Raw genomic sequence first — 25,923 nt, 5'->3', positions numbered from 1 at the left:
CATGAGGTTTTTCGGATGCGGGCGCCGAAGCTCAATAATCGGCCCGCTCGCGCTCGATACGCATGCCGCCGTCATGCCGGTGATGCCCTTCGTCGCTCGGCCGTTCGCGCGCAATGCGCATCACGTCGGGATTCGTACGCACGCGGCGCATGACGTTGGCCAGATGGACACGGTCGCTGACCTGGATCACGAAGCGCAGAATTGTGGATTCCTGCGACAGGTCTTCGTCCATCGCGATGTGCACGATGTTTGCGTCCGCCGAGGTAATGTCTGCGGCCACGCGGGCAAACACGCCCTTGGTGTTCTTCACCAGCACCTTGACCGCGACATCGAACAGACGCCCCGGTTGCGGCGCCCACGCGACGTCGATCCAGCGGCCCGGATCGCGACGATGGATGCGTTGCGCGACGCGGCAGTCGGTAGTATGAATGGCCATGCCGAGGCCAATGCCGATATAGCCCATGATGTTGTCGCCCGGAATTGGACGACAGCACGCGGACAGTTGCACCGACATGCCCTCGGTGCCGGTGATGACGACCGGCGGCGCGTGAGGCAAACCCGACTCGGAACGCGAGCCGTCGTCGTCGGCATCGCGGCCGCTCATCAGCACTTCGATGCGCTTGGCCATGACCGCCGCGACGCGCCGGCCGAGACCGATGTCCGCGAAAATTTCCTGACCGTTCTTGTTGCCGGTCCACTGCACGAGCTTTTCCCATGCTTCCGGCGTCACGTCCGAGAGCGCGAGGCCGTAGCCCTTCAACGCCTGATCGACGAGGCGCTCGCCCAGCTGCACGGACTCGTTCAGGCGCATCGTCTTCAGATAATGGCGGATCGCGGAACGCGCCTTGCCGGTGCGCACGAACCCGAGCCACGCCGGATTCGGCTTGGAATACGGCGCCGTGATCACCTCGACGATATCGCCGCTCTTCAGCTCCGTGCGCAGCGGCAGCAGTTCGTTGTTGATCTTCACGGCGACGCACTGGTTGCCCAGGTCGCTGTGGATCGAATACGCGAAGTCGAGCGCGGTGGCGCCGCGCGGCAGCGCCATGATTTTCGACTTCGGCGTGAACACGTAGACCGCGTCCGGGAACAGATCGATCTTCACGTGTTCGAGGAATTCGCTCGAATCGCCGGCTTCGCTCTGAATGTCGAGCAGCGACTTGAGCCACTGATGCGCGCGCTTTTGCACGTCGTTCAGATCGGCGCTGCCGTTCTTGTAAAGCCAGTGCGCGGCGACGCCCGCTTCGGCGATTTCATGCATCTTGCGCGTGCGCACCTGAAACTCGATCGGCGCGCCAAACGGGCCTACGAGCGTGGTGTGCAGCGACTGGTAGCCGTTCACCTTCGGGATCGCGATGTAGTCCTTGAACTTGCCAGGCACCGGCTTATAGAGCGCATGCAGCGCGCCGATGCACGTGTAGCATTCCAGCGCGCTGTCGACCACCACGCGAAAGCCGTACACGTCGAGCACCTGCGAGAACGACAACTGCTTGTCGCGCATCTTCTTGTAGATGCTGAAGATGGTTTTCTCGCGGCCGGTGACCTCGGCGTCGATTTTCGCGTCGGCGATGGCGCGCTGCACCGACTCCAGAATCTTGCCGACCACTTCGCGCCGGTTGCCGCGCGCGGCCTTGACAGCCTTTTCGAGCGTGGCGTACCGATGCGGATTGAAGTTCGCGAAGCTCAGATCCTGAAGTTCGCGATAGGTATTGTTCAGACCGAGCCGGTGCGCGATCGGCGCGTAGATGTCCAGCGTTTCGCGCGCCACGCGGCGGCGCTTCTCGGGCGGCACCGCGCCGAGCGTGCGCATGTTGTGCAGCCGGTCGGCGAGCTTCACCAGGATCACGCGGACGTCGCGCGCCATGGCGAGCAGCATCTTGCGGAAATTTTCCGCCTGCGCTTCCTCGCGATTGCGAAACTCCATCTTGTCGAGCTTCGACAAACCGTCGACCAGTTCCGCGACCTTTGCACCGAAACGCTCGGCGAGCTCGGCCTTGGTCACGCCCTGGTCTTCCATCACGTCGTGCAGCAACGCGGCCATGATCGACTGGGCGTCGAGATTCCAGCCCGCGCAGATTTCCGCGACGGCAACCGGATGCGTGATGTACGGCTCGCCGCTCTGCCGGTACTGGCCGAGGTGGGCTTCGTCGCTGAAATGGAAGGCCGCCTTGACCTCCTTGATCTCTTCCGGCTGCAGATAGCCGGACAAGGCGGAGGTCAGCTTGGCAATGGAGACGACGTCATGCCGGCGCGGCTGCTCCGGCGTGGCGGTCGGCCCGAACAGATGGCGAAACGACTGTTCGAGGACAGCGTCGATGTACTTGCGTGCAGACGAGGGCGAGTCGGCGTCGTGCTCCACTTCCGTGGCGGTGGGCGGGGTGGTACTCATGTTCGCCTCCGTAGCGGTTGGGGGTGGACGCCGGTCTGCAGGGTAATGCAATCAGTACGGGAAACGAGTGCAGCAAGCGGGGTGTGACAGATCAGCGTGACAGCCCCGATCGAAAACGGAAACGGTGAGCCTTAAACAGGCACCTTCTTCAGCATTTCGACGCCGACCTGGCCGGCCGCGATTTCGCGCAGCGCGACGACCGTGGGCTTGTCACGGCTTTCGATCTTCGGCGTGTGACCTTGCGCGAGCTGACGCGCGCGATAGGTTGCGGCAAGCGCGAGTTCGAAACGGTTCGGGATCTGTTTGAGGCAGTCTTCGACGGTAATGCGGGCCATGTTGGGTTCCTTCTCAGTATGTTGCTTATTCTACCTTATGTGCTCGACACGCCACCGCGCTCAGGGGTGCGGGAGGTGAATGCCGAGCTGCACAAAAAGCTGCGTATGACGTGCGTATTGCGAGGCGAAGCGCGAACGCGTCGCGGCCACGAGACACTGCAGTTCGCCAAGCGCGCGATCGAAGTTCTCGTTGATCACCACGTACTCCGCTTCGGCCGCGTGCGCCATTTCGCTACCGGCCGCAAGAAGGCGGCGCGTGATCACATTCGGTTCGTCCTGGCCGCGCTTTTTCAGACGCTCTTCGAGCGCGTCGAGCGACGGCGGCAAGATGAAAATCTCGACCGCGTTGTGAAACTGTTTCTTCACCTGCTGCGCGCCCTGCCAGTCGATTTCGAGCAGCACGTCATGGCCGCTTTTCATCTGCCCCTCGATCCAAACGCGCGAGGTGCCGTAGTAGTTGCCGTGCACTTCCGCGCTTTCCAGGAACTCGCCCGCATCGTGACGCGCCATGAAGTCGTCGACGGTGGTGAAGTGATAGTGCTCGCCGTCCTGTTCCTTCGGACGCGGCGGGCGCGTCGTGTACGAGATCGACAGACGGATTGCGTCGTCGCCGGCGAGCAGCGCGTTCACGAGCGTCGATTTGCCCGCGCCCGAGGGGGCGACGACCATGAACAGGTTGCCGGGATAGGCGCCGGCGTATGGGTTGCGCGGCGCGCCGCTTTCGCGTGTGTGGTGGTCGGTCATGGTGATGCTCCAGCCTTATTCCAGATTCTGTACTTGCTCGCGCATCTGTTCGATGAGCAGCTTCAGGGTCATCGACGAATCCGCGAGTTCCTTCGCGGCCGCCTTCGAGCCGAGCGTGTTCGCTTCGCGATTGAGCTCCTGCATCATGAAGTCGAGTCGCTTGCCGACCTTGCCGCCCTTCTGGATCACGTGACGCGTTTCGTTCAGGTGAGCCGTGAGGCGCGACAGTTCTTCGGCGATGTCGATGCGGATGCCGTACATTGTCACTTCCTGGCGAATCCGCTCGTTGATCTCTTCGCGCGACACGATGGTCGCGGCCGTGTCGGGCGACGCGATGCCGAGCGCTTCCTGCAAACGTTCGACGATCTTCTGCTGATGTTTCGCGATCAGTTCCGGCACGAGCGGCGTGATCTTCGTGACGATCGCTTCCATCTCGGTGACGTTGGCGATCAGCATCGTGGCCAGTTGCGCGCCTTCGCGGGCCCGCACGTCGATCAGATCCGCGATGGCCTGCTTGCCGCACGCGAGCACCGCCTCGCGCAGCACCTCCGGCGCCACGCCCGTCTCGGCGAGCACGCCGGGCCAGCGCAGAATCTCCCCGGTGCGCAAACGCCCCGCGTCCGGAAACGTGGCGAGCACGGTGCGCTCGAGCAACGCGAGCTGCGTGAGCGCGTCATGATTGATCGAACCCGCGTTCGCGGTCTGTTCGCTGCGCTGCAGATTGATACGGATATCCACCTTGCCGCGCGACAGCTTGTTCATCAGCATTTCGCGCAGCGTCGGTTCGCAGACGCGCACGTCTTCCGGCATGCGGAAGTTGAGGTCGAGAAACCGCGAGTTTACCGTGCGCAGTTCCACCGACACACTCACGCCACCCGTGCCTGACGCCGCGACGAGTTCGCGGGTCGCGCTCGCATAGCCAGTCATGCTGTAGATCATCGTATTTCTCGCGATTGTGGCCCTGCGTGAGACGCCGGCCGAAGAGTCGAATCGCCCGGCGTGTACGAGACGCGAGGCGGGGAATCCGCATTATCCCATTTTTGGCGGCAAGACCCGTTGGAGAGCCATGGTGGACGCGGCTGGCCGCCCCACGCATGGCCGCCCCGATCGGCTGTAAAATCTCGCTTTCCCTTACGCATTTTTCCTGACCGAATCCAACATGACCGACACCACTCAACGCCCCAGCGGCCGCCCGGCCAATCGGCTGCGCGACGTGCGCATCACGCGCCACTACACGAAGCACGCGGAGGGCTCGGTGCTGGTCGAATTCGGCGACACGAAAGTGATCTGCACGGCGAGCATCGCCGAAACCGTGCCGTCGTTTCTGCGCGATCGCGGCCAAGGCTGGCTCACGGCGGAATACGGCATGCTGCCGCGCGCCACGCATACGCGCAGCGACCGCGAGGCCGCGCGCGGCAAGCAGACCGGGCGCACGCAGGAAATCCAGCGTCTGATCGGCCGCGCGCTGCGCTCGGTGTTCGACCTCGAAAAGCTCGGCGCGCGCACGCTGCATATTGACTGCGACGTGATCCAGGCCGACGGCGGCACCCGCACGGCGAGCATCACGGGCGCCTTCGTCGCCGCGCATGACGCGGTGAGCAAACTGCTGGCCGCGGGCCGCATCGAAACCACGCCGATCACCGATTTCGTCGCGGCCATTTCGGTGGGCGTGTACGACGGCGTGCCGGTGCTCGATCTCGATTACGACGAAGACTCGCAATGCGACACCGACATGAATGTCGTGATGACGGGCGCGGGCGGCTTCGTCGAAATTCAGGGCACCGCCGAGGGCGTGCCCTTCTCGCGCGACGAGATGAACGCGCTGATTGACCTCGCGAGCGACGGCATCGCCACGCTATTTGCGAAGCAGAAAGAAGCATTGGAGCATCGAGGTGAATGAAGTTCGTGAAGGCAATGGCGCGCCTCGATCGGCGTCGCCGTTGAACAAAGTGGTGCTCGCGTCGAACAACGCGGGCAAGCTGCGCGAGTTCGCGGCGCTGCTCGGCGCGGCGGGCATCGAGCTGATCGCGCAGGGCGAGCTTGGCGTGCCGGAAGCGGAGGAGCCGCATCCCACGTTCGTTGAGAATGCGCTCACGAAGGCGCGTCATGCGGCGAAGCTCACGGGCCTGCCCGCCCTCGCCGACGACTCCGGTCTCTGCGTGCGCGCGCTGCGAGGCGCGCCGGGCGTTTATTCGGCGCGTTACGCCCAGCTCGCCGGCGGCGAGAAAAGCGACGCCGCGAACAACGCGCGGCTGGTCGGCGCATTGCAAGGCGAGACCGATCGCCGGGCGTACTACTACTGCGTGCTCGCGCTCGTGCGTCACGCGGACGACCCCGAGCCGCTGATCGCCGAAGGCCGCTGGCACGGCGAGATGCTCGACACGCCGCGCGGCTCGCACGGCTTCGGCTACGACCCGTACTTCTTCCTGCCGTCGCTGAACGCGAGCGCCGCGGAACTCGAACCGGCGGTGAAAAACGCCAGCAGCCATCGCGCGATTGCATTGCGCCAGCTGCTTGCGCGTCTGACGGAGGATGCGTGATTCCGATCAAGCCGACACCCGCCGATATCGGCAACGGCGTCATCAAGGCGTTCACGTCGCCGGGCAGCATCCGCCTCACGTCGCTGCCGCCGCTTTCGTTGTATGTGCATTTTCCGTGGTGCGTGCGCAAGTGTCCGTATTGCGACTTCAACTCGCATGAATGGAAAGGCGACACGTTTCCCGAGAACGACTATCTCGACGCGTTGCGCGCCGATCTCGAGATGGCGCTGCCGCTCGTCTGGGGACGGCAGGTGCATACGGTGTTTATTGGCGGAGGCACGCCGAGTCTGCTTTCGGCAGCGGGGCTCGACCGCATGCTGTCGGACGTGCGCGCGCTGCTGCCGCTCGACGCCGACGCGGAAATCACGCTCGAAGCCAATCCCGGCACCTTCGAGGCCGCCAAGTTCGCGCAATTTCGCGCAAGCGGCGTGAACCGGCTCTCGGTGGGCATCCAGAGTTTCAACGAAGCGCATCTGAAGGCGCTCGGCCGGATCCACGATTCGACGCAAGCGCGCCATGCCGTCGAAGTGGCCGCCAGCACGTTCGACAATTTCAACCTGGACCTGATGTTTGCGCTGCCGCGGCAGACGCTCGCCGAGTGCCAGGCGGACGTGGAGACGGCGTTGTCGTTCGCGCCGCCACATCTTTCGCTGTATCACCTGACGCTCGAACCGAACACGCTGTTTGCAAAGTTTCCGCCCGCGCTGCCGGACGACGATGCGTCCGCCGACATGCATGACTGGATTCACGAGCGCACGGCCGCCGCGGGATATGAGCGCTATGAGGTGTCGGCGTATGCGAAGCCGCATCGGCAGAGCAGGCACAATCTGAATTACTGGCGCTTTGGCGACTACCTCGGCATTGGCGCGGGCGCGCATACGAAGCTGTCGTTTCCGAACCGCGTGTTGCGTCAGGCGCGCTACAAACATCCGGCCACGTTCATCGAGCAGGCGAAGACCGGCTCGGCGGTGCAGGAAGAAAACGAAGTGGGCGCGCGCGACCTGCCGTTCGAATTCATGCTGAACGCGCTGCGGCTGGTGGAAGGGTTTCCGGTGCACCGGTTCATCGAACGCACGGGTCTTTCGCTGACGTCGATCGAGCCGGCTTTGCAGGAAGCCGAACGCCGCAAGCTGATCACGCGCGACCATGAGAAGATTGCGCCGACGCCGCTTGGGCAAGCGTTCCTGAATGATCTGCAGGCGCTGTTTCTGAAAGATCCGCATTGATTGCAGACCGGGAGTGCGCCGCAGCGAATGTTTTTCAGGTTACAATTTGCGGCTTGGAGGTGTGGCCGAGCGGTTTAAGGCACCGGTCTTGAAAACCGGCGAAGGAGTGATCCTTCCGTGAGTTCGAATCTCACCGCCTCCGCCAGACATCCAATTAATACGGGCCTGTTGGCCCGTTTTTCATTTCTACCCGCCAAAGAACCCGCCAAAACCAAAATCGCCTTTCGCGGCTGATACCAAGTACAGTTACGCCCTAGAAGTAACAACTAAGGCCAGACGGGGAAGAGCATGGCTCTAATAAAGTGCCGGGAGTGCGGCACGGAGATAAGCGATAAGGCCGCAGCGTGCGTGAAGTGTGGTGCTCCTCCGCTGAAGCTAGCGAAGCCGAAGGGCAAGACCGGCTGCCTGCCAGTGATATTCGGCATCGTAGCGGTGTTCGCCGTGATCGGCGCGCTGTCGGGTGGTCATTCGGACGACAAGTCCAGCGGAAACAGCGCGCACGCTCCGAAAACCGAGGAATGCAAAGAGGATGATCTGCAGTGCCTTGGCGACAAGGGCATCGTGGGCGCCAGCGTGTACTGCAAAGATCATGTCGAGCGCATGGCCAGCCACAGCGTACGCTGGACTGACGGGACGTTCGAATTGAAGTTCAGCCGGTTTCGCTGGGCCAACCAAGCACCCGGCGAGATCACCTATATCGGCGACAAGGCAGAATTCCAGAATGGATTCGGCGCCTATACGCCCGTCACCTATGAATGCGACATGGCCGCCGATAACAAGACGGTCCTCGACGTCCGGGTCCGTGAAGGCCGACTGCCGGGCTAGCAGTGATCGTTGCATCGCGTCCCCGCGCGTTGCACGTCCCGATTCCGGACACCCGTCCCGATTCGGGACTAGCCAAGCCGTTGCTTCACCGTTACCGAAGCGTTACCGCTGCGATATCGAGGTGATATCAAGCCATCACCGAAGCCTACCTTTGGTGCGACCATGCTCGGAGCATTGCTTGGAGCACTGCTGTCCCATGGATGTCCCGTAGCTGTCCTGTGGGACAAGCGCTTGCGTCCTTGGTGACAACCTCTGTCACAGAGCGGCGACAGACTCTGTCACGGCGCTCGGATGCGGGATTGGCGCCTTTCTGGTTGCCAGATCAGCACCCGTCGTCAAAACAATAACCGTTGTTGAATCGACAACTGTTACGGCAGCGACGGATAACCGTCAACTCCGCGTCAGAGATGGCGTCAAGATGCCAAGTAATGGTCGTGCCGTCGTCGAATGCGACGAAAATGTCGTCGCCAACAACAGCTTGCTCCGTCGTCTCGAAGGTGATCCACTCACCAACAATGTGCCGCGGGTGCATATTCGCCTGGACGATCTTCGCCGCGTATGATGCGGCTTGAGCGAAGTGACGAGCATCGTTATGCATGGCAAACCTCCTCGGATTTGCAAAAAGCTTGGTCGCTTTTGAATTCGTTCCACGCGTCAAGATCCATAGGCCGCAAATAACCGTGCTCTGCGAAAAAAGAAAGCGCTGTGGTTATGCGATTGAGACCGTATTCGTCGATGCGATCGGCGGCCAGCAACGCCTCCCTCAATGAAACCATCCGCGAACGTCCGCTCTGGTCACTGAGGTTGATGAAAATCGGGTGATCGTTATTCATGCCGATATCGTCGCCAAGCCACTTGAGCGGTCCGACGAGATCAACGCAAAACGGACGATGCCTTGCAGACACGACGCCGATGACTGAGACGTCGTTGTCTGTAAGCTCAAACCCGGAGCGATCCGGAGATGTGTATTCAAAATATCGAACGCCGCGGCGAATGGTGAGTTTCATCAGCGATTGAAAACCATCTGAGGCGACGATCACAAAATCGCCATCCTCCGGGACGCGATCCGAGTTCACAGCAACGGTGTCACCCACCATGAACGAATCGCGTGGATGGGCCGCGTTGTACATGCTGTCCGAGGTAACCCGAAGAAACCTCGCAGGCTGAGTACTCTTAAACATGTCCGACCTCCATCTTCGCGATCATCGCGACTTCGATGAGGGCCGCGCCAGTGATGTCGAGCGCCGCCATGTATGTCGGTGCCATAGCTGCACGGCGAATGGCTTCGCGCGTGATCTCATCGATCAGCGCATGTCCACGATTGCTAGGGGTTGTGCTCATGTTATGCTCGCGCATGTTGATGCTCCTTTCCAGAGGGGACTTCTTCAGTTCACAACGCCTCGCCGGTTCCCGCCAGCGGGGCGTTTCCTTTTTCAGCGTCCAAATCGACGCCTGCCAACGAACTCTTTTCTAGCCGGAACACCACTTCAGCGTTGACGCTTCTACGATTGACCTCTGCCTGAGAGGTCAGCCAGTCTTTCAGCGTCTCCGGCAATCGAAGCTTCATCTGCGGAAGCTGTGCGGCCGTACTCATTTACACCTCCATTAAATGGACCACCGTGGTCCGTCAACTGAAAGATAGACCACCGTGGTCCTATTGTCAAGACCACGGTGATCCACCATCATTCGGCTTATGACACGCGAAGATCCACAGATGAAGCTTCGGCTCCCGCCTGATCTCAAGGATCGGCTTACCGAGGCGGCAGCAGCAAACAATCGGTCATTGAATGCTGAGGTTGTCTCTCGCCTCCAGGAAAGCTTTAGCGACCATGTTGGTCGAGCTGGACGAGTTAGCGAACACGCGCTCGACCTGTTCGCTGAAAAGGTCGGCCAGGTGTTAGATGAGCGGGAAAAAAAGCGTGCAAAGCGCTGATGACCAGATGAAATTAGACCGGGCCTATCAACGGAAATTGTTAGAAGAACTGGCGGCCAGCTACCCAGATCGGGTGAACTGGCGAAGCCGAGTAACGGACATGGACCCCAACGCTGTGGCGAGGTATCAGGCGAACCTTGCCTACCTGCACGAACACGGATTAGTGTCGTCGGAACTCGACGCCGGCCTTCAGTTTGACATGTCGAACAATCCGAAGATCACAGCTCGTGGCATGGACTTTCTTGCGGACGATGGTGGTCTGTCGGCAATCCTGGGTATGGTGACCGTCAAACTCCATGAGGACACGCTGAAAGAACTGATCGGCCAGCGGATAGTGGAATCCGATCTTCCGCAACCGGAAAAGAGCCGACTGCTCGATCAGCTTAAATCGCTGCCCGGGGAGACTATCAAGCATTTAACGCTCAAACTGGTCGACGCGGGCTTAGCGAATTGGCCCTTGGCCGTTCAAGCGATTGAGCATTTCGTCCACGCTCCCAAGTAGGAATATTTGGAGGGTTAATGGCGGGTCGGATAGGAAGACCAGCGCAGCGCTTGCGCCGATATTGTAGGTAAGGCGGAAGCAGGCTCAGCCCAGAGGCTGCATTGTCTACGAGCAGCCCAAGGATGCTATTGCATCGCCGATATAGCGAAGTGCCCGGAACGAGATGTCTTCGCACTGCGAAGCACAACGCAGCACCGAACACAGCGTTGAGATTGGCAAAGTCTGGCCAATCAAAGACGTGCGTCCGGCTTTAACGTGCAGAGACAAGTCGTATGAATCGAGAATCCTGACGCTATTAAACTCAACCCAGGATTCTTGAGGCAGACTGCCGCCCGGAATCCCTACAAAATAACCGGCCCGAGGCTCGCCAAGCGAACAGGCGGGGCTAACCGTCAAGCCGTTGGGTTTGGTGGTAAAAACGGCCGTTACGGCATCGTCGCCCTTCTCATTAACCGCCAGAATTAAAACGTATTTTCGCTCACAGGCGTTTGTTTCTTGATTCAGGTAATAGCAGTCATCACGCCAAATCTGACCGCATTGCAGCGCAATTTTTGTCATTGAACAGCATTCTGTTTTCGGGTTTCCTGAAGAGCGACTTGGTACATCTCTTCCTGTTGAGCGATGGCGAGGATATCGGCCCTGTTTTCCGCATCGTCGGGGATCGACAAGGCGTAAGGAATTTCTTTGAACCTTCCTTGGCCATCGTGCCAGATCTTGTCCCACGCACCGTTCTGCGCGTGGGTGACATCGATCATTGCGGGCGCGCGAGTACCGTGGAACTGTTCAACCAATTTCTGCATTATCCGCAACTCACGAGGCGTAAACTCGTCAGGGTCAAATTCGACGCCATGCTTAACCTTAACCGTTTGCCGGACGTAATCAATGACTCTTTCTTCTTCGATATAGACGACCCGCGCCAAATCTTCTCCGAGTTGTTCCCATTCTTCCATTAACTGGATAGGAACCGGGCCAAACTTCCACGCTTGATAGTCGGCGCCAGTGACGCTTTTCCCCGTCCTGCGGAACGTCTCAAAATCCATGAGATAAAGAAGCTTGAAAAGCTTGATTTTCCCGCAGGCATCCGTGTTTTTCGCGAAATAGATAATCGCATTTATAAGCCGATTCCGATTTATCGCATGCATGAAATCCCCCTTCTAGCGATTGCCGAACTAAGATCAGCAACCCACTGATTTTCCACAATTTTAGCACGCAGCCGCCTACTGTGCAGTAGCCGCCCGAAGGCGGCCCGCATCAGTCAAACGTCAGGCCCAAACAACGGCCTGCACGGCCGCCACATTCGTCGCCGCTTCGATCTGCGCCTTCAGCGTCGTGCGCTTCTGGAAGGCCGCCCATCCTTGCGCGAGGATCGTCGTATAGAGGCCCTGCAGATCCGCGAGCGTGAAGGGAACCAGCGTGTTGTCGGCCGCCTTCCAGTAGAAGCCGGCCGGCGTCGCGCCCGCGATCTGATAGCCCTGCGTCGCCTGCATCACTAGCGTCTGGCTGTCAGCGTCCGCCTGGAATGTCTTTGTGACGCCGGCTGCTGTCTTGAATGTGACGTTCTGCTGGATCGCGACGTAGTAGGCGGCATCGATGAGCGTGGACTGGCTCGCCTGCGCCGCTGAGAGTAACTGAGCGGGCGTCAGCGCTGCCGGCGCGTTGAGCGCACCGTTGGAAACGGTCCAACCGGGATTGGTAATGCACGTCTGCCACTGGGCATCAGTGATCTCGATGACCGTTGCTCCGGCCGGCGCCGGACTGTCCTCGGCGTCATAGAAGCCGGTGATTGCGCCGGTCGTATCGTATGCTGCAAATTTTTGACCCATATCGAACCCCTTAGCGACCGATTGCAATGTAGGAAGCGCCCAGACCGGTCGCTCGCGATCCACCGGCGTTCCAGGTGGAATATGGGAAACCGGTCAAAGTCGCTCCGCCATCCTGGGTAGCGAAAACGCCAGCGCCTGATGCCGAGACACTTCCGATCGACACCATGTAAAGAGAGTTCGGAAATGCGATCGGGAAGTTCACCGTGACCGCGCTGGACCCAGACGCGCCGGTGGGGCCCCACTGGACAATCAGGCCGCTAGGGAGCTTTTGATAACCTGCTGTGGCGAGCGACGAGCCGAACTGGCCTAGGTTCACTGCATGCAAGGTCTGAGTGCCTGCGGCGACTTGCTGTGCTCCTCCCGCACACTCCGTGAGCACGGCGATCGGGTTGCCGCTGTTCACGCTGGCGATGGTCGCGTGCATCAGCACGGCCGTACCGTTCAACGCGAGTTCGCCACCTTGCAACGGCTGAAGGCCGAGGCCATAGATCGGAATCGCGGTCAGTCCATCCGGAGCATAGGTCGACGCGCCTGTGTTGGCATGGGCGATCTTGACTTGCTGGATCACGCCATCGACCCAGGTTCCGGCGATGAGTGGGGGCGCATTGACTGCGGTGTAGGCGTTGGCCGCGCCGGTGTCGGCAAGGATGACGCCCGTCTTCGTCGCACTGCGGATCGCCGCTACGAGATTTGCTTCAAGCGTCGCGGTCGTGCCGTCATCGGTCGAATTGTTGCCCGAGTAGTCGGCGGCGAACTGAGCGAGCACGGCGGCCATGATGGAGCTTTGGCGCCATGTCTTGTTCATCTGCGCCGAGTTGGCGACGCCAGACTGATAGCCGCCAGACAGAACCGAAGTGAGCGCGACATACTGCGCTTGCGTCAGGACGTTGGCGCCGCCGCCATAGGCAAATGGCAGGAAGTCGTTAGTTGCCATCGCCAGCCTCCTTGCCATAGTTCGCGTCGGTCAGGGGCCGATCGAATCCGCCGCTAGGGTCGTCGAACGACATCATGTCGCGCCAAGAAAGAATTTCGCGCACCATGCTTACCTGGTAGCGCTGCAGGCCCAAGATGCCGACGGGCGCTGGAATGGCGCCGTCAGCGATCCGTCGGCGGATGGTGACATCGGAGACGTCAAGAAGCGCCGCCAATGTGCCGACTGACACGTAGGCCGAGTCAGGCATTAGATCAAAATTCAGCACGGCCGCATCAATGCCCGCTGCTTGTGGGTTGCTCATTGTTAGCTCACGCAACAGCTATTCGCGGGCTGAGTGTTTCTTTGTGCGTTTGCTGCCGCTAGTGGTCTAAAGTCTCAGCTTGATAGCGATAATATTGACCAGCATTCCAGATGGATAAAGGAGCTTAACCAGCTAAAACGCATGAATAACCTCCTTATTTTGGCGGGTTCTTTGGCGGGTATGCGACGATTGCGAGCACCCGTCCATTTGACGGCGGACCAACGCGGCGGAACGATGGTCCGCATATCAGGCGGCCACCGCCACGGATTGTGATTGGTCGGGTGCCGACGCATCGACAGCTAGGCAGATGAGATCGACGTACCACTCATTACCCCTGGTATCGCCGGTAAATTCAGCCGTCATTACGCGATACATGCCCGCGACAGTGGCAAGCGTCGCGCTCGGCAATGTGTTCGGGGCGGTCAGTCCGAACTGCTGCTGGGTGATGTGATTGATGTCGCCCTGTGCGATCCTGACGAGGCAGCCAATGCGGATCTTCGGATTGAGCAACGCCCGCGCCCTCACTCCGCCATCGCAGGCCTCAGGCACTCCAACAAGACCGGTGTCGGGCGACAGCACGACTGCCTCGCCGGGGCGGTAGCCGGTGATGGGCACAACGACGAACTCGCCGTTCTGGATCGACCACCGATAGCCATACTTGTCTGCCCAGTCGCGCAAATAATCGCGAGGCAGGCCAAAGATAGCCTTCCCCCTTGAGAGGCTCCGCTTCAGACCAGGTCCAACACCGACAATCAGCCCATCAACATCCTGAGCGAATTTGACGGGAGGCGTGCCGTTGATTGAGGGAGTATTGACGATCGCGTTGACGACCTGTTGGGGCGTATGTCCCGCTGCTAGCGACACACTGATAGCTGAGAAATTGTAGAAAGAATCGCCGTCTGCAGCCCACACATCCAGATAATTGTCGACGTTGCGCTCGCGACCTTTGGCGGTCTGCTTGATGGTCCCGCTGAAGATTATTCCGTAGCTATTTCCGTAGCCGGCCTGAAGGGTGATCGTGCTGAACTCGGCTCTTCCGTAGGTCCCGATTTTCGCCACCGTATGCGGCGAGAGGTTGTAGATCCGCACATACAGCGTGTTGGGCGTCTGCGCATCCGAGTTCGACGTCTTGAACGTGAAGCGGAGTTCTGAGAGATCCAGCCCGATCGTTCCCGTCGAGACTACCAGTGTCGCTTTGCGGCCCCATAGCGCGCTTTTCGGGACGGTCATTGTTGCTCCCCAAAGATCGAAAGCAGGGGCACTGAAAGCGGCGCGTCGAGTTCCGCGACCATCCTAATGATCGGGCCGTCCGGATTCTCAGCCCAAAGTTGAATATGCAGCGCACTCGCATCGGCCGCACTCATCGGGCCGTGGATCTTTCCATCGGCGTCGACCACCTTCCACAGTTGCTCGTCCAAACTGATTCTCCTAAGTTAAGGGATGCCGGCCGCGGCGTTTCCATGACGCCCGCCGGCTGTCGGGGTTTTCTTCTGGGGCGGCACTCGCCGACTAATCCGCCTGGACATCTCTAGCGCCTTCCCTTGGTTCGCAAGTGCGCGCGCATCATCGTCGGGATCTCGTCGACGTTGATGTGCAACGACGTCTTAGCGGCGCGATCAGCGGTGCGTCGCCGACGCGGAGTGCATTTCTCGCACTTCGGCGCGTTCGGACGTCGCGAGCAACCGCATGGCTTGCAATCGGTCGTGAAGGTCATGCGAAATCCTCCCTCACGGCGTTCGGATCGTTGCGAAGCGCGGCGCTGTATCGATGCCACGCCGCGGCTGCGGCGTCGACCGATAGGATTTCGATGTGCATCGCGTTCTGAGCCTCTATCGTTACCGGCACGTCGCTATACCGTGCAGCATCGATCGCGCTCGCGAGGGCTTGGTATTCGGCTTTGATGTCAATAAGGCGCTTCGTCATGGCATCGACGTCGGAGCGCTTCACAAACAGAACAGCGAGGCGCAACGCTGTCTCCGCGGATCTCAGCGCGCCTTCGGCCGCTTGCTGCTCCGTCTTCAGGTGGTCGAGCGCTGACCGTGCCGTGTCGCGGCGGATCTCAGCGTTGGCCACGGCGCGGCTATCGATGCACCGCTCCGCCTCGAGGACCGCGGCGCCCGTCTTCAGTGCTTCAGCCAAGTTCGCGCCGCTCGCCTCGATCTCGTTATCGCGCGCAGCCGTCAGGACGTCGAGCTCAAGCTGACGAGCGTCGACAAACGCCCTCGCCCGCTCCACAGCCTGGCCGGCGTGCGCAAGGCAGTCAGATGCCTTGCGATGCGCTTCGATCGCCTCCCGAAGAACCTCACGTTCCCCGCCGGGCTCGATCGTCGACAGCGCTTTAGAAACCGCCTGCTCTGCCGCGAATGCAGCCGCAATGGCGGGCGTCATGGCGTCCGCGTTGGCAGGCGGTGTGGCATCCATGCGTTCGCTGCGAAGGCCGGGAAATTGGCCGCCGCCCAGCATGATCGACATGAAAGCGTCGCACTGCGCCGAGGTCACACGACTGTGGTGCACGACGCCGGCTGCGTCGACAATCCGGAAAATTGCCGGTTCTTGCATATCAGACCTCCGCCTGCATCTGGTGCAGCGTTACTTGAATGTTGTGATGCTGAAACGTCGCCAACACGTCCGAAACCATCGACCACGCCAGGTGATCCGCCAGGATGCGGCCGTCCACGTCGCGGATTTGCCAGTAGGATTTCATTGCGTACTCCAAAATTTAAGTGATTCGGTAAGGCGCTCGAAAAATGAGTGCTTGGTGCGTTCGGCGCCTTCCAGCCGCACGGCACTGTCTACGTCGATTACGATCTGAGGTAGCTCACCGACGATCGGATTGGGCGAAAACGCCATTGACCCGATGATGCGCACGCGATCGCCGTGCCGAAGCGTCAGGACGTCCGCATAGCTGGCGCTGCGTGCTCGCGTGACGAGCTTCACGCTGATCTGGTTTCCTCTTGCGTCGAGCGCGATCAGTTTTGCCCGCAGCGTTCTTTGCAGCGGACTGCGTTGATGCGGGTCGTTGCGAAGCGTTCCCTCAATCGCCGCCCACATGCTGGCGTTGTTCTGGAGTTCGCTCATTGCCCACCCCTCTTCGAAACATCCCCATCAGATGGCATATCTAGAGGGTCACCGTCTGGCGGTGTAGAGAGAAGCCAGAAAACAGGCCTGATTGCACCGTCTCCCGGTGTAAGAGAGATGGCCTCTACACCGTCTCCCGGTGCAATGGAGAGGCTGTCTACACCGCCTGTCGGTGTAAGGGCTGTGTTTTCAGATAGGCGCTTCGCACAAAGCCGGCTGGCGCTCCTTGGTCGTACCCGTCGAGCTTGTCCAGGCTGAGCCATGTGAGCGCATACCAGCTCGCACGGTTCGGCCGACGACCCTTCACCGTCTCGTAAATGAGGCCAGCTTCCAGCAGTTCCTGCTTCGCCCGCTGTATCGTGTCGTAGGACGTCCAGCCCCGCGGCTTGAGGTGCGCTATGGTGACGATCATCCGCCCGTTGTCGTCCCCGTGAAACTGCCGTGCAATTTCCATGAGTAGCGCTTTGGCGGGATGCGAGAGGCCGAGATATGCGGGACTGTCCAGCACCATCCACGGTACCGGCACAAACCCTCCGGCATCGCGGCTCGACGTGCTGTGTCGCTTCGATTTGGCCATACATCACGCGGCCTCCATCATGTCGACGAGATCGAATTCGCGATCAATCAGGCTGTAGCGGGCGACGTTTGCATGGCTGAAGCCGTCGCTATCGATCGCAGTGACGCGATTCGAGTAGATGCGATAGCCAAGCTTGATAAGCTCTTTGACGCGCTGCGCGGGGTGGCTGATGCCTTTGGCGCGCAGGCTGTAGGTCGTCTGGCCATCGGCCTTCAGGTATTCAAGCACGCGCCTGCATTGCGCGGCGGCCGACATGTCTCTATGATTGACCGCGGTGGTCTTCTGGGTCGCGCTCTTGCCGGAGCTGCGGCCCTTTTCATTTGCGTTGGTGGTCATGCGCGCGCCTCCTTATGACCTATAGGCGGCTGCGCGCGATGCAAGCCAGTCGTTCAACTGCGATTCGAAAAAGATCGTGCAGCGAGGCGACAGCTTGACCGGCCTAGGGAAGTCGGGGATGGTTTTGGCGTAGCGCCAGAAGGTGGAGACGCCAATGCCGAGGTGTTCGGCGGCCTTCGAGGGGCGCAGGGCGCGCCCTTGTGCTTCTGCTGACATTCGAAACTCCTGTTCGTATCAGGTTGTTTCCCAAGACAATCAGTCTTGGTTGTCAGCAGTTTGGATTTTGTGCTGTCTTTAATCTAAAGGAGCTTAAAGCGCTATTTCTGCGCAATTCTCTCCTTAAACGATATCTCGGCTTCCCGAGCGTAGGCCGCAGGGCTGGCTTCAATGCGAAGTGCCTGAAACACGTCTTCGACAAGCTCAAAGAACGACCCGACACGCTCCCCGGAAAATGGATCGGTCGCCACCGCCGGGGTTTTTCCGGTCAACGTCCAGTAGTCGTGAGCCAAGATGTCGGCTACGCCTGTAGCCAAGTTATTTCTTGGCCTGCCGCGTCCTTGCACCTCCGGAACGTCCGAAAGATTTGCGCTCGCGGCTATCGCAGACACTTTGCGCAAGACTGCCTGTAAATCATAGGTTTTGGCATCGGTGATGCGTTCGCCGTTCGGCCCCAAAACAACCGCGACCTCGCGATGCTGCATCTGCAATAGGCCGCCATCGGCCAAAGCGATGATTGCCGGCTCGCAAAGGACGTCGAGCGCGCCCGCGAGCTTGTCAGCAAGAGCTGCGATCTCCTGAAGGTCTTTGCGCACGGCCTCGCGTCCTTTCAAACGAAACTCCGGCGGCGCAATGCCACTCTCGCCTTTAGGTATCAGAGATAGCGCGTGAACCATCACAGGAAGTTGCGATTCTGCGTCGGGGCCAATGTGTAATTTTCGGAACGCCGCTTCTATCTGCGAAGAGATATCTGTAGTCATTGCGCCCTCACGCAATAGCCCTCATTAGGGACCGCGCCAACCGGCGAGGGAGCCGGCTTTCGGGGATCAGCCTAGGCGCGGTTTGATCGGTTTAAGCGGTACGTTGCATAGATATCACGTTGCCGCTTGGAAACGGCCGCGAAATAAACGAAGCCCAGTCGTCCATCATGCGGCGCCGCTTCTCGAGTACGTCGCTACGCCAGTATGCTGCCTCAGTCGCATCGCCTTTAACGTGCGCTAACGCGACTTCTGCCAACTCGCGCGGGTAAGCGGTCATTTCGCCGGCCCAATCTCGGAATGTGCTGCGGAAACCGTGCGGTACGGCGTCGAGACCCATTCGACGAACGATCATTAGCAAGGTCATGTCGCTCATGGTCTTGCCGCGCGGACTTGGGAAAATCAGGTCTTGGTCCTTCACTCGTGGCATGGCTTTGAGCAAAGACACGGCGGCGCTCGAGAGCGGCACCCGATGTTCTTTCTTCGCTTTCATGCGGTCGGCCGGGACCTTCCAGACGGAGTTTTGCCAATCCATCTCACCGAATCTGGCGCCGCGGACCTCGCCCGATCGAGCCGCCGTCAGGATCGCGAACTCCAGACAGCGAGCGCCATTAGCTTCGATACCTCGCAGCGCAACCATAAAGTCGTGCATCGCCGACAAAGCGAGCGCCGGGTGATTGCGGACCTTCTGGACCTTGGAAGGGCGGGAAAGCAGGTTTTCGAGGTTTCCTCGCCACGAGGCCGGATTTTCGCCCGTGCGATAGCCCTTCACCTTCGCCCAATTGAGAATTGCCTCGATCCTTCCGCGGAGTCTCGATGCTGTCTCGTTCTTGGTTAGCCAGATTGGCTCCAAGACCTGCATCACGTGCTCTTGCTGAATGTGCCGAACGTACAAGCGCCCTATGAACGGGTACGCGTACTCACGCAGAGTATTGCGCCACTGATCACCGTGCTTCGGATTCTTCCACTCGGACGACTTGGCATCCATGAAGCGTTTGGCGGCGTCCTGAAACGTGATCTCCAGCGCCTGGCTCGCTTTAAGCCTGCTCGCCGCCTCCCGACGTTGCAGGATCGGATCGACGCCAGCGCTAATCTTATCGCGCTCGGCTTGCGCCTTCATCTGGGCGTCCTTGAGTGAAACGGACGGGTACGGCCCGAGGCCTATTTCCCGACGCCTCTCGCCCACCTTAACGCGCAAGATCCAAGAGCGGGCATTGGAGGCGCTGATCTGCAGATACAACCCGGCGACCTTACCGACCGGATGCATGCCCGGCTCACTCAACTTCGAAACCGCCAGAGCGCCCAGCTCTTTCGCGACCTTCGGCATGTTTACCCGCCTTCGTACCCGCCATTGATATTGAGATTCAATGATGCCACCGAAGGTCAAGGGAGACAATCAATATCGTGAATGCGCCGCTGGGTAAGGACTTTCAATCCCCCCTCGTTGTCTCTCTACATCTAAATTTGGCGGACACCGCCTCCGCCAGAACACCTCTACAAATACGGGCCGCGAGCCCGTTTTTTGTTTTTGGCGGCCATCCCGGTGAATCACCGCGAACCGACCATGCAAAGGCGCCTCGCGCCTTCACACACTCACCGCCTCAAGCCTCTCCCGCGCATCGGCGCAACGCCGGTTCAGGTCTCGATGCATCAACTGGCTCTCGAGCAACGCCGATACGTCGGTCAAACCGTAATCAAAGCGCAAGACATATTCGATGTCCGTGTAATCGTGATAGGCGCCGCTGTCGGCCAGCTTCTGCGCCTCGGCGAAAGCAGCGTGTTGCCGTTCGCCGTTCATCAAATCCCTGATCGCCATGATTGCCGCTCCGAGGAACAGTGCCCCCATCATAGCAACGCAAATCAACGCACAAGGTAGCGTGCGCGCAACACCTGGTGTTTTCCGGTAGAAGCGCGGGCTTTCACCGCGCGCGGCAGGCGCACGGCAGCGGGCATCGCGGCACGGCCTTTTCACGCCATCATTTTTGCGTCGTCTTCAGGCGGCCGCGACTGGCGCCTTCGTCCCATGCCATCTGACGACCAGAATCCGGCCGACGTAACACAGCGATCCCGCCACGCCCACCACGACGCCCATGCCTTTCGGCGAACCGTCCTGCCACAGTCCGACCGCGAGACTCGACAGCGCGCCGAGCGCCAGCTGCACTGCGCCGAACACAGCCGCCGCCGCGCCCGCATTCACCGGATAGCGATGCATCAGGTCGGTCGTGCAATTGGCCGAGAGCAGCCCCACGACGCCGACGACGAAGAAAAGGCCCGCCACGATCGACCACAAGCCGCCCCATCCCATGAGCGAAACAAGGCACACGAACAGCGACGCAATGCAGCTCACGGTCGCGGCAAAAGAAATGATCGGCAAGGAGCCGAGCTGCCCGACGAGCCGCGTATTCATGAAGTTGCCGAACATGATGCCGACGATGTTCAGCGCGAACAGAAACCCATAGTGTTGCGCCGACACGTGAAAGTACTGAATGTAGACAAACGGCGTCGCGGTGATGTACGCGAACATCGACGCGAACGCCATGCCGCCGCACAGCATGTGCCCCCACGCGACCGGATCGCGCAGCAATCGGCCATAGGCGGCGAACGATTGCAGCAGCGCCGAATGCGCCCGCTTCTCGCGCGGCCAGGTTTCCGGCACCTTGAGAAACGCGGTGATCGCGCACACCGTGCCGAACAGCGTCAGCGCGACGAAGACAACTCGCCAGCCGCCGAGCAGCAGCAACTGCCCGCCGATCAGCGGCGCGAGCAATGGCCCGATCGACGTGACGATGGCGAGCATCGACAGCACGCGCGCAGCGTCGGTCGGGCCGTGCGCGTCGCGCGCAATGGCGCGCGCGAGCACGGAGGCCGCGCCCGCGCCGAGCGCCTGCACGAAACGGCACGTGACGAGCGCGCCAATCGAAAACGACAGCGCGCACGCGACGCTCGCGAGTGCATACATGATGATGCCGCCGAGCAGCACCGGCCGGCGGCCATAGGTATCGGAAAGCGGTCCATAAAGCAACATGCCGATCGAAAAGCCGAACATGAAACTGGTGAGCGTGGTTTGCGCTGCGGCAGTGCTGATCGCAAACGCCTGCGCGATCGTCGGCAAGCTCGGCAAATACATGTCGATGGAAATCGGCCCGCATGCGGCAAGCGCACCGAGCAACAGAATCAGCCGGCCATCTGGCCGGCGTCCGTTGACGTGAGACATGGGAATCCAGGTGATGCGCGCGCCTTGATGCAAGCGGCGCGCGGCGAGATGAAAACCGCAAATGAGCGCCTCGATTGTACGCGACGGCTCACGCGTTCGCGGCGCCAGGCAGGCGCGGCCTATGACGGCTCGAGGCCTGCGGCAAGCGCGCCGGCGATCGGTTAAGCTGCCGCGTGAGCGATCGAGCGTCGCGCCAATAGGTTGCGGCGCCCTTCTCCATTCTTCCCGTGCAAAGCTGCGATGACTGCCTTCCTGCTGATCTGGAGCCCCAAGAAATGGCCGTGGCCCGAGCTGCCCGACGTGGCGAAACGCGTTGCCACGGGCGTCGCGGTCGCCGATGTCTGGGGCTGCGGTTTCGCGCGCGGCATTCTGCCCGGCGATCGCGTGTTTCTGCATCGGGTCGCCATGGAGCCGAAGGGCATTTTCGGCTCGGGCTATGTGACGCGCGCACCCTACGAAGTCCCCGACCCGGCGACGAAACGCGGCTACCGCCTGTGCATCGACTTCGTGTACGACTGGCTTGTCGATGCACATGACGCCGTGGTGATTCCGCGCGACGCATTGCGTGTGCATCCCTTTTCCGTGCAGACGTGGGACGCGCAAAGTTCAGGCACGGTGATCAAGCCGGTTGCCGAAGGCGCGCTTGAAAAACGCTGGGCCGAACTCACGGGCAAACGCAAGCCGCTCCGATTCGACGCGCCGCCGGGCCCGGCGCGCTCCGGCAAAGCCACGGCGCATGCGGCGGCGGCATCCGCGAACAGCCCGCCTGCAAGGACGTCGGCACGAAAACGGGCGCCGCAACGCTGAGCCCGCGTTCGACCAGGCTGCCCGCGCGCGAAACCCGTTCACACCGACTCCGGTACAATTTCCATCACCTGTTCAAGCGCCGCGCGAACCGCCCGAAAGGCAACCCGAAAGGCAACCCGAAAGGCAACCCGAAGGACAGCCCGCGCCGCTCTGCAACCCACTTCCAGTCATCGCCATGTCCAACAACCAGACCCTCTTCGACCGCGCACAACGCACCATTCCCGGCGGCGTGAATTCGCCCGTTCGTGCATTCCGTTCGGTCGGCGGCACGCCGCGCTTCATCGAACGCGCGCAAGGCCCGTATTTCTGGGACGCCGACGGCCAGCGCTATACCGACTACATCGGCTCATGGGGACCCATGATCCTCGGCCATGTGCACCCGGAAGTGCTGGAAGCCGTGCAGCGTGTGCTGGGCAACGGCTTTTCGTTCGGCGCGCCGACCGAGTCGGAAATCGAAATCGCCGAGGAAATCTGCAAGCTCGTGCCGTCGATCGAACAGGTGCGCATGGTGTCGAGCGGCACGGAAGCGACCATGAGCGCGCTGCGTCTCGCGCGCGGCTTCACGAATCGCAGCCGCATCGTCAAGTTCGAAGGCTGCTATCACGGCCATGCGGACAGCCTGCTCGTGAAGGCCGGCTCGGGCCTGCTGACATTCGGCAATCCGACCTCGGCGGGCGTGCCGGTCGACATCGCGAAGCACACCACAGTGCTGGAGTACAACAACGTCGCCGCACTCGAAGAAGCGTTCAAGGCGTTCGGCAACGAGATCGCCTCGGTGATCGTCGAGCCGGTTGCGGGCAACATGAATCTGGTGCGCGCCACGCCCGACTTCCTGCAAGCCTTGCGGCGCCTGTGTACCGAATATGGCTCGGTGCTGATCTTCGACGAAGTGATGTGCGGCTTTCGCGTCGCGCTCGGCGGCGCGCAAGAGGTCTACGGCATCACGCCCGATCTGACGTGTCTCGGCAAGGTGATCGGCGGCGGCATGCCGGCGGCGGCTTTCGGCGGACGGCGCGACATCATGGCCCACCTTGCGCCGCTTGGCGGCGTCTACCAGGCGGGCACATTGTCGGGCAATCCGATCGCGGTCGCCGCGGGTCTGAAGACGCTGCAACTCATCCAGGCGCCGGGTTTCTACGACACGCTCGCCGCGCGCACCCGCCGTCTCGCGCAAGGTCTCGCCAATGCCGCTCGCGAAGCCAACGTGCCGTTCTCGGCCGATTCGCTCGGCGGCATGTTCGGCCTGTACTTCACGAATGCGGTTCCGACGAGCTTCGCCGAAGTCACGAAGAGCGACGTGCCGCGCTTTAACGCGTTCTTCCACAAGATGCTCGACGCGGGCGTCTACTTCGCGCCGTCGGCGTACGAGGCGGGTTTCGTTTCGATTGCTCACGACGACGCGATCGTCGACGCGACGATCGAAGCCGCGCGTGGCGCGTTCGCGTCGCTCCTCGCCTAAGCACCGATGTTTTCGCAAACCGACTTCGTTCATATGGACCGCGCGCTCGCCCTGGCGAAGGGCGGCATGTACACGACCGACCCGAATCCGCGTGTGGGCTGCGTGCTCGTCAAGAACGGCGAGGTGATCGGCGAAGGCTTCACGCAACCCGCCGGCCAGGACCACGCCGAAATTCGCGCGATGAAAGACGCGCGTTCGCGCGGTCATGATCTGCGCGGCGCCACCGCTTACGTGACGCTCGAACCATGCAGTCACTTCGGCCGCACGCCACCGTGCGCGAGCGCGCTGATCGACGCGCAGGTCGCGCGCGTGGTGGCCGCGATGGAAGACCCGAATCCGCAGGTGTCCGGACGCGGTCTCGCCATGTTGCGCGACGCCGGCATCGAGGTGCGCTGCGGCCTGCTCGCCAGCGAGGCGCATGAACTGAACATCGGTTTCGTGTCGCGCATGACGCGCGGCCGCCCGTGGGTTCGCATGAAAGTGGCCGCCTCGCTCGACGGCCGCACCGGCCTGCCCTCCGGCGTCAGCCAGTGGATCACCGGCGAAGCGGCGCGCGCCGACGGCCATGCGTGGCGCGCCCGTGCATCGGCAATTCTGACGGGCATCGGCACGGTCAGGGAGGACGATCCACGCATGACCGTACGCGCCGTCGACACGCCGCGCCAGCCGCAACGCGTGTTGATCGACAGCCAGTTGGACGTGCCGCCGCAGGCGCAGATTCTGGCCGGCGCACCCACGCTGATTTTCTGCGGCAATCTGGATCAACGGCATGCCGAGCGCGCACAGGCGCTGCGCGATCGCGGCGCTGAAATCGTCGAGATGGCGAACGCAGCCGGCAAGGTAGATCTGCCGGCCATGCTGAAAGTGCTCGGCGAGCGCCAGGTGAACGAACTGCATATCGAGGCGGGCTACAAGCTGAATGGCTCCCTGCTCCGCGAAGGCTGCGTGGACGAACTGCTGGTTTATCTCGCGCCGAGTCTGCTCGGCATGGACTCGATGAGCATGTTCAGTCTCGGCGCGCCCGACACCCTCGAAGGCCGCGTCAAGCTGATTTTTCACAACGTCGAGCGGATCGGCGAAGATTTGCGGATTCTCGCGCGGCTGCTGCCGCCCGGCGCCGCCGCGCCCGGAACCGACAGCACGTCCCAACCCGTTTCGTTTTGATCAAGGATTAGCACGATGTTCACAGGAATCGTCGCGGCAGTGGGCCGCATCGAGTCGGTCAAGCCCCTCGGCACGAACGGCGACGCGGGCGTGCGCCTGAACGTGCAAGCCGGCGGCCTCGATCTCGCCGACGTACAACTCGGCGACAGCATCACCATTCAAGGCGCCTGCATGACCGTGGTCGCGAAAACCGACCACTCCTTCGAAGTGGACGTGTCGCGCGAAAGCCTGAATTGCACGGCGGGCCTCGGCGACGTGGGCGAAGTCAACCTCGAGAAGGCGCTGCGCGCGCACGACCGGCTGGGCGGCCATATCGTCTCCGGCCATGTGGACGGCTTAGGCCAGGTCACGCATTTCGCGCCGGTCGGCGAATCGCACGAACTGCGCGTGCTGGCGCCGCGCGAGATCGGCCGCTATCTGGCGTACAAGGGTTCCATCACTGTCAACGGCGTGAGTCTGACCGTCAACTCGGTTAAAGATCGCGACGATGGTTGCGAGTTCTCGATCAATCTCATTCCGCACACAGTCGAAGTGACCGCGCTCAAGCATCTGCGTGAAGGCACGCCGGTGAATCTGGAAATCGATCTGATTGCGCGCTACGTGGAGCGGATGCTCAACGCGCCGAAGTAACCGGCAATATCGCGGCAGCAACCCGGCAACAAGCTGCCAACAACGGCCACGCATGGGCTCCCGGCGGCGCCTTGCCGATTTCGGCCGGTTCATGCGTCTATCGTTTTCCCGAGCATAGCAACCGCGGATGGC

Annotated in this window: 35 protein-coding genes and 1 tRNA gene; 11 read left to right on the top strand and 25 right to left on the bottom strand. The window is 61.2% G+C overall.

Features of this window, described 5'->3' with window-relative positions:
- Positions 1–31: 31 nt before the first annotated feature.
- The 4 genes from VOM14_RS06120 to VOM14_RS06105 form a co-directional block, all read right to left on the bottom strand.
- Positions 32–2,389, bottom strand: a complete 2,358-nt coding sequence (locus tag VOM14_RS06120) for a RelA/SpoT family protein (protein WP_327627839.1) — start codon at positions 2,387–2,389, stop codon at positions 32–34.
- 131 nt (positions 2,390–2,520) lie between these two features.
- Positions 2,521–2,724 (bottom strand): DNA-directed RNA polymerase subunit omega, encoded by a 204-nt coding sequence (rpoZ, locus tag VOM14_RS06115; protein ID WP_006025620.1) that lies wholly within the window; start codon positions 2,722–2,724, stop codon positions 2,521–2,523.
- A gap of 60 nt (positions 2,725–2,784) precedes the next feature.
- On the bottom strand, positions 2,785–3,468 hold the full coding sequence (gene gmk / locus VOM14_RS06110) for a guanylate kinase (protein WP_327627838.1): 684 nt from the start codon (positions 3,466–3,468) through the stop codon (positions 2,785–2,787).
- Positions 3,469–3,483: 15 nt separating this feature from the next.
- A complete protein-coding gene (locus tag VOM14_RS06105; RefSeq protein WP_327627837.1) occupies positions 3,484–4,407 on the bottom strand; it encodes a YicC/YloC family endoribonuclease in 924 nt (307 codons plus the stop codon).
- Between the two features lie 220 nt (positions 4,408–4,627).
- Here VOM14_RS06105 and rph point away from each other — a divergent pair, with 220 nt between their 5' ends.
- The 5 genes from rph to VOM14_RS06080 all read left to right on the top strand — a co-directional run bounded on the left by rph (position 4,628) and on the right by VOM14_RS06080 (position 8,059).
- Positions 4,628–5,368, top strand: a complete 741-nt coding sequence (gene rph / locus VOM14_RS06100; protein ID WP_327627836.1) for a ribonuclease PH — start codon at positions 4,628–4,630, stop codon at positions 5,366–5,368.
- On the top strand, positions 5,361–6,008 hold the full coding sequence (gene rdgB / locus VOM14_RS06095; RefSeq protein WP_327627835.1) for an RdgB/HAM1 family non-canonical purine NTP pyrophosphatase: 648 nt from the start codon (positions 5,361–5,363) through the stop codon (positions 6,006–6,008). Before rph ends, rdgB begins: the two co-directional genes overlap by 8 nt.
- A complete protein-coding gene (hemW, locus tag VOM14_RS06090) occupies positions 6,005–7,234 on the top strand; it encodes a radical SAM family heme chaperone HemW (protein ID WP_327627834.1) in 1,230 nt (409 codons plus the stop codon). The genes rdgB and hemW overlap by 4 nt, the downstream gene beginning before the upstream one ends.
- Before the next feature lie 55 nt (positions 7,235–7,289).
- Positions 7,290–7,379: transfer RNA gene (locus VOM14_RS06085), tRNA-Ser, on the top strand.
- A 143-nt stretch (positions 7,380–7,522) separates the two neighbouring features.
- Positions 7,523–8,059 carry a zinc-ribbon domain-containing protein gene (locus VOM14_RS06080; RefSeq protein ID WP_327627833.1) on the top strand — a complete coding sequence of 179 codons (537 nt, stop codon included), beginning with the start codon at positions 7,523–7,525 and terminating at the stop codon, positions 8,057–8,059.
- 322 nt (positions 8,060–8,381) lie between these two features.
- Here VOM14_RS06080 and VOM14_RS06075 read toward each other — a convergent pair whose 3' ends face one another.
- Genes VOM14_RS06075 through VOM14_RS06060 form a run of 4 tightly spaced genes read right to left on the bottom strand, consistent with a single transcriptional unit; the run spans position 8,382 to position 9,653 of the window.
- Positions 8,382–8,657, bottom strand: coding sequence for a hypothetical protein (locus VOM14_RS06075; protein WP_327627832.1), 276 nt, complete (start codon positions 8,655–8,657; stop codon positions 8,382–8,384).
- Positions 8,650–9,240, bottom strand: a complete 591-nt coding sequence (locus VOM14_RS06070; protein WP_327627831.1) for a LexA family protein — start codon at positions 9,238–9,240, stop codon at positions 8,650–8,652. The genes VOM14_RS06075 and VOM14_RS06070 overlap by 8 nt, the downstream gene beginning before the upstream one ends.
- Positions 9,233–9,415 (bottom strand): hypothetical protein, encoded by a 183-nt coding sequence (locus VOM14_RS06065; protein WP_327628131.1) that lies wholly within the window; start codon positions 9,413–9,415, stop codon positions 9,233–9,235. The genes VOM14_RS06070 and VOM14_RS06065 overlap by 8 nt, the downstream gene beginning before the upstream one ends.
- Positions 9,416–9,449: 34 nt before the next feature.
- Entirely contained in the window at positions 9,450–9,653 is a 204-nt protein-coding gene (locus VOM14_RS06060; RefSeq protein ID WP_327627830.1) for an Arc family DNA-binding protein, read from the bottom strand.
- A 99-nt stretch (positions 9,654–9,752) separates the two neighbouring features.
- Here VOM14_RS06060 and VOM14_RS06055 point away from each other — a divergent pair, with 99 nt between their 5' ends.
- Together VOM14_RS06055 and VOM14_RS06050 are read left to right on the top strand one after the other, a co-directional pair.
- Entirely contained in the window at positions 9,753–9,992 is a 240-nt protein-coding gene (locus VOM14_RS06055) for an Arc family DNA-binding protein (RefSeq protein ID WP_327627829.1), read from the top strand.
- Positions 9,979–10,494, top strand: coding sequence for a hypothetical protein (locus VOM14_RS06050; RefSeq protein ID WP_327627828.1), 516 nt, complete (start codon positions 9,979–9,981; stop codon positions 10,492–10,494). Before VOM14_RS06055 ends, VOM14_RS06050 begins: the two co-directional genes overlap by 14 nt.
- Before the next feature lie 105 nt (positions 10,495–10,599).
- On the opposite strand, the gene VOM14_RS06045 is transcribed toward VOM14_RS06050, so the two are convergent.
- The 17 genes from VOM14_RS06045 to VOM14_RS05965 form a co-directional block, all read right to left on the bottom strand.
- On the bottom strand, positions 10,600–11,052 hold the full coding sequence (locus VOM14_RS06045) for a hypothetical protein (protein ID WP_327627827.1): 453 nt from the start codon (positions 11,050–11,052) through the stop codon (positions 10,600–10,602).
- Positions 11,049–11,636 carry a Panacea domain-containing protein gene (locus VOM14_RS06040; RefSeq protein ID WP_327627826.1) on the bottom strand — a complete coding sequence of 196 codons (588 nt, stop codon included), beginning with the start codon at positions 11,634–11,636 and terminating at the stop codon, positions 11,049–11,051. The genes VOM14_RS06045 and VOM14_RS06040 overlap by 4 nt, the downstream gene beginning before the upstream one ends.
- Before the next feature lie 120 nt (positions 11,637–11,756).
- Positions 11,757–12,380: a DUF4376 domain-containing protein gene (locus tag VOM14_RS06035; protein WP_327627825.1), complete on the bottom strand. Its 624-nt coding sequence runs from the start codon at positions 12,378–12,380 to the stop codon at positions 11,757–11,759.
- Positions 12,328–13,251, bottom strand: coding sequence for a gp53-like domain-containing protein (locus VOM14_RS06030; RefSeq protein WP_327627824.1), 924 nt, complete (start codon positions 13,249–13,251; stop codon positions 12,328–12,330). Before VOM14_RS06030 ends, VOM14_RS06035 begins: the two co-directional genes overlap by 53 nt.
- Complete coding sequence (locus tag VOM14_RS06025) at positions 13,241–13,552, bottom strand: helix-turn-helix transcriptional regulator (protein WP_327627823.1); 312 nt, start codon at positions 13,550–13,552, stop codon at positions 13,241–13,243. Before VOM14_RS06025 ends, VOM14_RS06030 begins: the two co-directional genes overlap by 11 nt.
- 246 nt (positions 13,553–13,798) lie before the next feature.
- Positions 13,799–14,782: a phage protein gene (locus VOM14_RS06020; RefSeq protein ID WP_327627822.1), complete on the bottom strand. Its 984-nt coding sequence runs from the start codon at positions 14,780–14,782 to the stop codon at positions 13,799–13,801.
- The gene (locus VOM14_RS06015; protein ID WP_327627821.1) at positions 14,779–14,970 is read right to left on the bottom strand and encodes a hypothetical protein; all 192 of its coding nucleotides are present in this window, start codon (positions 14,968–14,970) and stop codon (positions 14,779–14,781) included. The genes VOM14_RS06020 and VOM14_RS06015 overlap by 4 nt, the downstream gene beginning before the upstream one ends.
- 292 nt (positions 14,971–15,262) lie before the next feature.
- Positions 15,263–16,111, bottom strand: coding sequence for a hypothetical protein (locus VOM14_RS06010; protein WP_327627820.1), 849 nt, complete (start codon positions 16,109–16,111; stop codon positions 15,263–15,265).
- Position 16,112: 1 nt separating this feature from the next.
- Positions 16,113–16,256 carry a hypothetical protein gene (locus VOM14_RS06005; RefSeq protein ID WP_327627819.1) on the bottom strand — a complete coding sequence of 48 codons (144 nt, stop codon included), beginning with the start codon at positions 16,254–16,256 and terminating at the stop codon, positions 16,113–16,115.
- Entirely contained in the window at positions 16,253–16,630 is a 378-nt protein-coding gene (locus VOM14_RS06000) for a hypothetical protein (RefSeq protein WP_327627818.1), read from the bottom strand. The genes VOM14_RS06005 and VOM14_RS06000 overlap by 4 nt, the downstream gene beginning before the upstream one ends.
- Positions 16,631–16,787: 157 nt before the next feature.
- Positions 16,788–17,207, bottom strand: coding sequence for a hypothetical protein (locus tag VOM14_RS05995; RefSeq protein ID WP_327627817.1), 420 nt, complete (start codon positions 17,205–17,207; stop codon positions 16,788–16,790).
- Positions 17,208–17,210: 3 nt separating this feature from the next.
- Positions 17,211–17,543 (bottom strand): helix-turn-helix domain-containing protein, encoded by a 333-nt coding sequence (locus tag VOM14_RS05990; RefSeq protein ID WP_327627816.1) that lies wholly within the window; start codon positions 17,541–17,543, stop codon positions 17,211–17,213.
- A 12-nt stretch (positions 17,544–17,555) separates the two neighbouring features.
- Complete coding sequence (locus VOM14_RS05985) at positions 17,556–17,759, bottom strand: helix-turn-helix transcriptional regulator (RefSeq protein WP_327627815.1); 204 nt, start codon at positions 17,757–17,759, stop codon at positions 17,556–17,558.
- A 101-nt stretch (positions 17,760–17,860) separates the two neighbouring features.
- Positions 17,861–18,520 (bottom strand): hypothetical protein, encoded by a 660-nt coding sequence (locus VOM14_RS05980; protein WP_327627814.1) that lies wholly within the window; start codon positions 18,518–18,520, stop codon positions 17,861–17,863.
- Positions 18,521–18,611: 91 nt separating this feature from the next.
- Positions 18,612–19,844, bottom strand: a complete 1,233-nt coding sequence (locus VOM14_RS05975) for a tyrosine-type recombinase/integrase (RefSeq protein WP_327627813.1) — start codon at positions 19,842–19,844, stop codon at positions 18,612–18,614.
- A gap of 258 nt (positions 19,845–20,102) precedes the next feature.
- Positions 20,103–20,333: a hypothetical protein gene (locus VOM14_RS05970; RefSeq protein WP_327628112.1), complete on the bottom strand. Its 231-nt coding sequence runs from the start codon at positions 20,331–20,333 to the stop codon at positions 20,103–20,105.
- A gap of 177 nt (positions 20,334–20,510) precedes the next feature.
- Positions 20,511–21,731, bottom strand: a complete 1,221-nt coding sequence (locus VOM14_RS05965; protein ID WP_327627812.1) for a Bcr/CflA family multidrug efflux MFS transporter — start codon at positions 21,729–21,731, stop codon at positions 20,511–20,513.
- A 240-nt stretch (positions 21,732–21,971) separates the two neighbouring features.
- Here VOM14_RS05965 and VOM14_RS05960 point away from each other — a divergent pair, with 240 nt between their 5' ends.
- From VOM14_RS05960 to VOM14_RS05945, 4 genes are all read left to right on the top strand, one after another.
- Positions 21,972–22,538 carry a hypothetical protein gene (locus VOM14_RS05960; RefSeq protein ID WP_327627811.1) on the top strand — a complete coding sequence of 189 codons (567 nt, stop codon included), beginning with the start codon at positions 21,972–21,974 and terminating at the stop codon, positions 22,536–22,538.
- Between the two features lie 175 nt (positions 22,539–22,713).
- Entirely contained in the window at positions 22,714–23,997 is a 1,284-nt protein-coding gene (gene hemL / locus VOM14_RS05955; RefSeq protein WP_327627810.1) for a glutamate-1-semialdehyde 2,1-aminomutase, read from the top strand.
- A gap of 6 nt (positions 23,998–24,003) precedes the next feature.
- Complete coding sequence (ribD, locus tag VOM14_RS05950) at positions 24,004–25,161, top strand: bifunctional diaminohydroxyphosphoribosylaminopyrimidine deaminase/5-amino-6-(5-phosphoribosylamino)uracil reductase RibD (RefSeq protein WP_327627809.1); 1,158 nt, start codon at positions 24,004–24,006, stop codon at positions 25,159–25,161.
- Between the two features lie 15 nt (positions 25,162–25,176).
- Positions 25,177–25,791, top strand: coding sequence for a riboflavin synthase (locus VOM14_RS05945; protein ID WP_327627808.1), 615 nt, complete (start codon positions 25,177–25,179; stop codon positions 25,789–25,791).
- The last annotated feature ends 132 nt before the right edge of the window (positions 25,792–25,923 follow it).

This window comes from Paraburkholderia sp. MPAMCS5, from assembly GCF_036016995.1.
Taxonomy (GTDB): domain Bacteria; phylum Pseudomonadota; class Gammaproteobacteria; order Burkholderiales; family Burkholderiaceae; genus Paraburkholderia.
This window is presented reverse-complemented; position numbering and strand designations above follow the sequence as displayed.

Excerpts from the sequence above, each read along its gene's own strand:
- VOM14_RS06060 (WP_327627830.1), bottom strand. The coding sequence starts at position 9,653 with ATGAGTACGGCCGCACAGCTTCCGCAGATGAAGCTTCGATTGCCGGAG.
- VOM14_RS05990 (WP_327627816.1), bottom strand. The coding sequence starts at position 17,543 with ATGACCACCAACGCAAATGAAAAGGGCCGCAGCTCCGGCAAGAGCGCG.
- VOM14_RS05995 (WP_327627817.1), bottom strand. The coding sequence starts at position 17,207 with ATGGCCAAATCGAAGCGACACAGCACGTCGAGCCGCGATGCCGGAGGG.
- VOM14_RS06055 (WP_327627829.1), top strand. The coding sequence starts at position 9,753 with ATGACACGCGAAGATCCACAGATGAAGCTTCGGCTCCCGCCTGATCTC.
- VOM14_RS05975 (WP_327627813.1), bottom strand. The coding sequence starts at position 19,844 with ATGCCGAAGGTCGCGAAAGAGCTGGGCGCTCTGGCGGTTTCGAAGTTG.
- VOM14_RS06025 (WP_327627823.1), bottom strand. The coding sequence starts at position 13,552 with ATGAGCAACCCACAAGCAGCGGGCATTGATGCGGCCGTGCTGAATTTT.
- VOM14_RS05970 (WP_327628112.1), bottom strand. The coding sequence starts at position 20,333 with ATGGCGATCAGGGATTTGATGAACGGCGAACGGCAACACGCTGCTTTC.
- VOM14_RS06070 (WP_327627831.1), bottom strand. The coding sequence starts at position 9,240 with ATGTTTAAGAGTACTCAGCCTGCGAGGTTTCTTCGGGTTACCTCGGAC.
- VOM14_RS05965 (WP_327627812.1), bottom strand. The coding sequence starts at position 21,731 with ATGTCTCACGTCAACGGACGCCGGCCAGATGGCCGGCTGATTCTGTTG.
- VOM14_RS06005 (WP_327627819.1), bottom strand. The coding sequence starts at position 16,256 with ATGAAATCCTACTGGCAAATCCGCGACGTGGACGGCCGCATCCTGGCG.
- rph (WP_327627836.1), top strand. The coding sequence starts at position 4,628 with ATGACCGACACCACTCAACGCCCCAGCGGCCGCCCGGCCAATCGGCTG.
- VOM14_RS06040 (WP_327627826.1), bottom strand. The coding sequence starts at position 11,636 with ATGCATGCGATAAATCGGAATCGGCTTATAAATGCGATTATCTATTTC.
- VOM14_RS06010 (WP_327627820.1), bottom strand. The coding sequence starts at position 16,111 with ATGCAAGAACCGGCAATTTTCCGGATTGTCGACGCAGCCGGCGTCGTG.
- VOM14_RS05980 (WP_327627814.1), bottom strand. The coding sequence starts at position 18,520 with ATGACTACAGATATCTCTTCGCAGATAGAAGCGGCGTTCCGAAAATTA.
- VOM14_RS05985 (WP_327627815.1), bottom strand. The coding sequence starts at position 17,759 with ATGTCAGCAGAAGCACAAGGGCGCGCCCTGCGCCCCTCGAAGGCCGCC.
- VOM14_RS06030 (WP_327627824.1), bottom strand. The coding sequence starts at position 13,251 with ATGGCAACTAACGACTTCCTGCCATTTGCCTATGGCGGCGGCGCCAAC.
- rpoZ (WP_006025620.1), bottom strand. The coding sequence starts at position 2,724 with ATGGCCCGCATTACCGTCGAAGACTGCCTCAAACAGATCCCGAACCGT.
- ribD (WP_327627809.1), top strand. The coding sequence starts at position 24,004 with ATGTTTTCGCAAACCGACTTCGTTCATATGGACCGCGCGCTCGCCCTG.
- VOM14_RS06045 (WP_327627827.1), bottom strand. The coding sequence starts at position 11,052 with ATGACAAAAATTGCGCTGCAATGCGGTCAGATTTGGCGTGATGACTGC.
- VOM14_RS06105 (WP_327627837.1), bottom strand. The coding sequence starts at position 4,407 with ATGATCTACAGCATGACTGGCTATGCGAGCGCGACCCGCGAACTCGTC.
- hemL (WP_327627810.1), top strand. The coding sequence starts at position 22,714 with ATGTCCAACAACCAGACCCTCTTCGACCGCGCACAACGCACCATTCCC.
- VOM14_RS05960 (WP_327627811.1), top strand. The coding sequence starts at position 21,972 with ATGACTGCCTTCCTGCTGATCTGGAGCCCCAAGAAATGGCCGTGGCCC.
- gmk (WP_327627838.1), bottom strand. The coding sequence starts at position 3,468 with ATGACCGACCACCACACACGCGAAAGCGGCGCGCCGCGCAACCCATAC.
- VOM14_RS06020 (WP_327627822.1), bottom strand. The coding sequence starts at position 14,782 with ATGACCGTCCCGAAAAGCGCGCTATGGGGCCGCAAAGCGACACTGGTA.
- VOM14_RS06080 (WP_327627833.1), top strand. The coding sequence starts at position 7,523 with ATGGCTCTAATAAAGTGCCGGGAGTGCGGCACGGAGATAAGCGATAAG.
- VOM14_RS06000 (WP_327627818.1), bottom strand. The coding sequence starts at position 16,630 with ATGAGCGAACTCCAGAACAACGCCAGCATGTGGGCGGCGATTGAGGGA.
- VOM14_RS06075 (WP_327627832.1), bottom strand. The coding sequence starts at position 8,657 with ATGCATAACGATGCTCGTCACTTCGCTCAAGCCGCATCATACGCGGCG.
- VOM14_RS06120 (WP_327627839.1), bottom strand. The coding sequence starts at position 2,389 with ATGAGTACCACCCCGCCCACCGCCACGGAAGTGGAGCACGACGCCGAC.
- VOM14_RS05945 (WP_327627808.1), top strand. The coding sequence starts at position 25,177 with ATGTTCACAGGAATCGTCGCGGCAGTGGGCCGCATCGAGTCGGTCAAG.
- VOM14_RS06065 (WP_327628131.1), bottom strand. The coding sequence starts at position 9,415 with ATGCGCGAGCATAACATGAGCACAACCCCTAGCAATCGTGGACATGCG.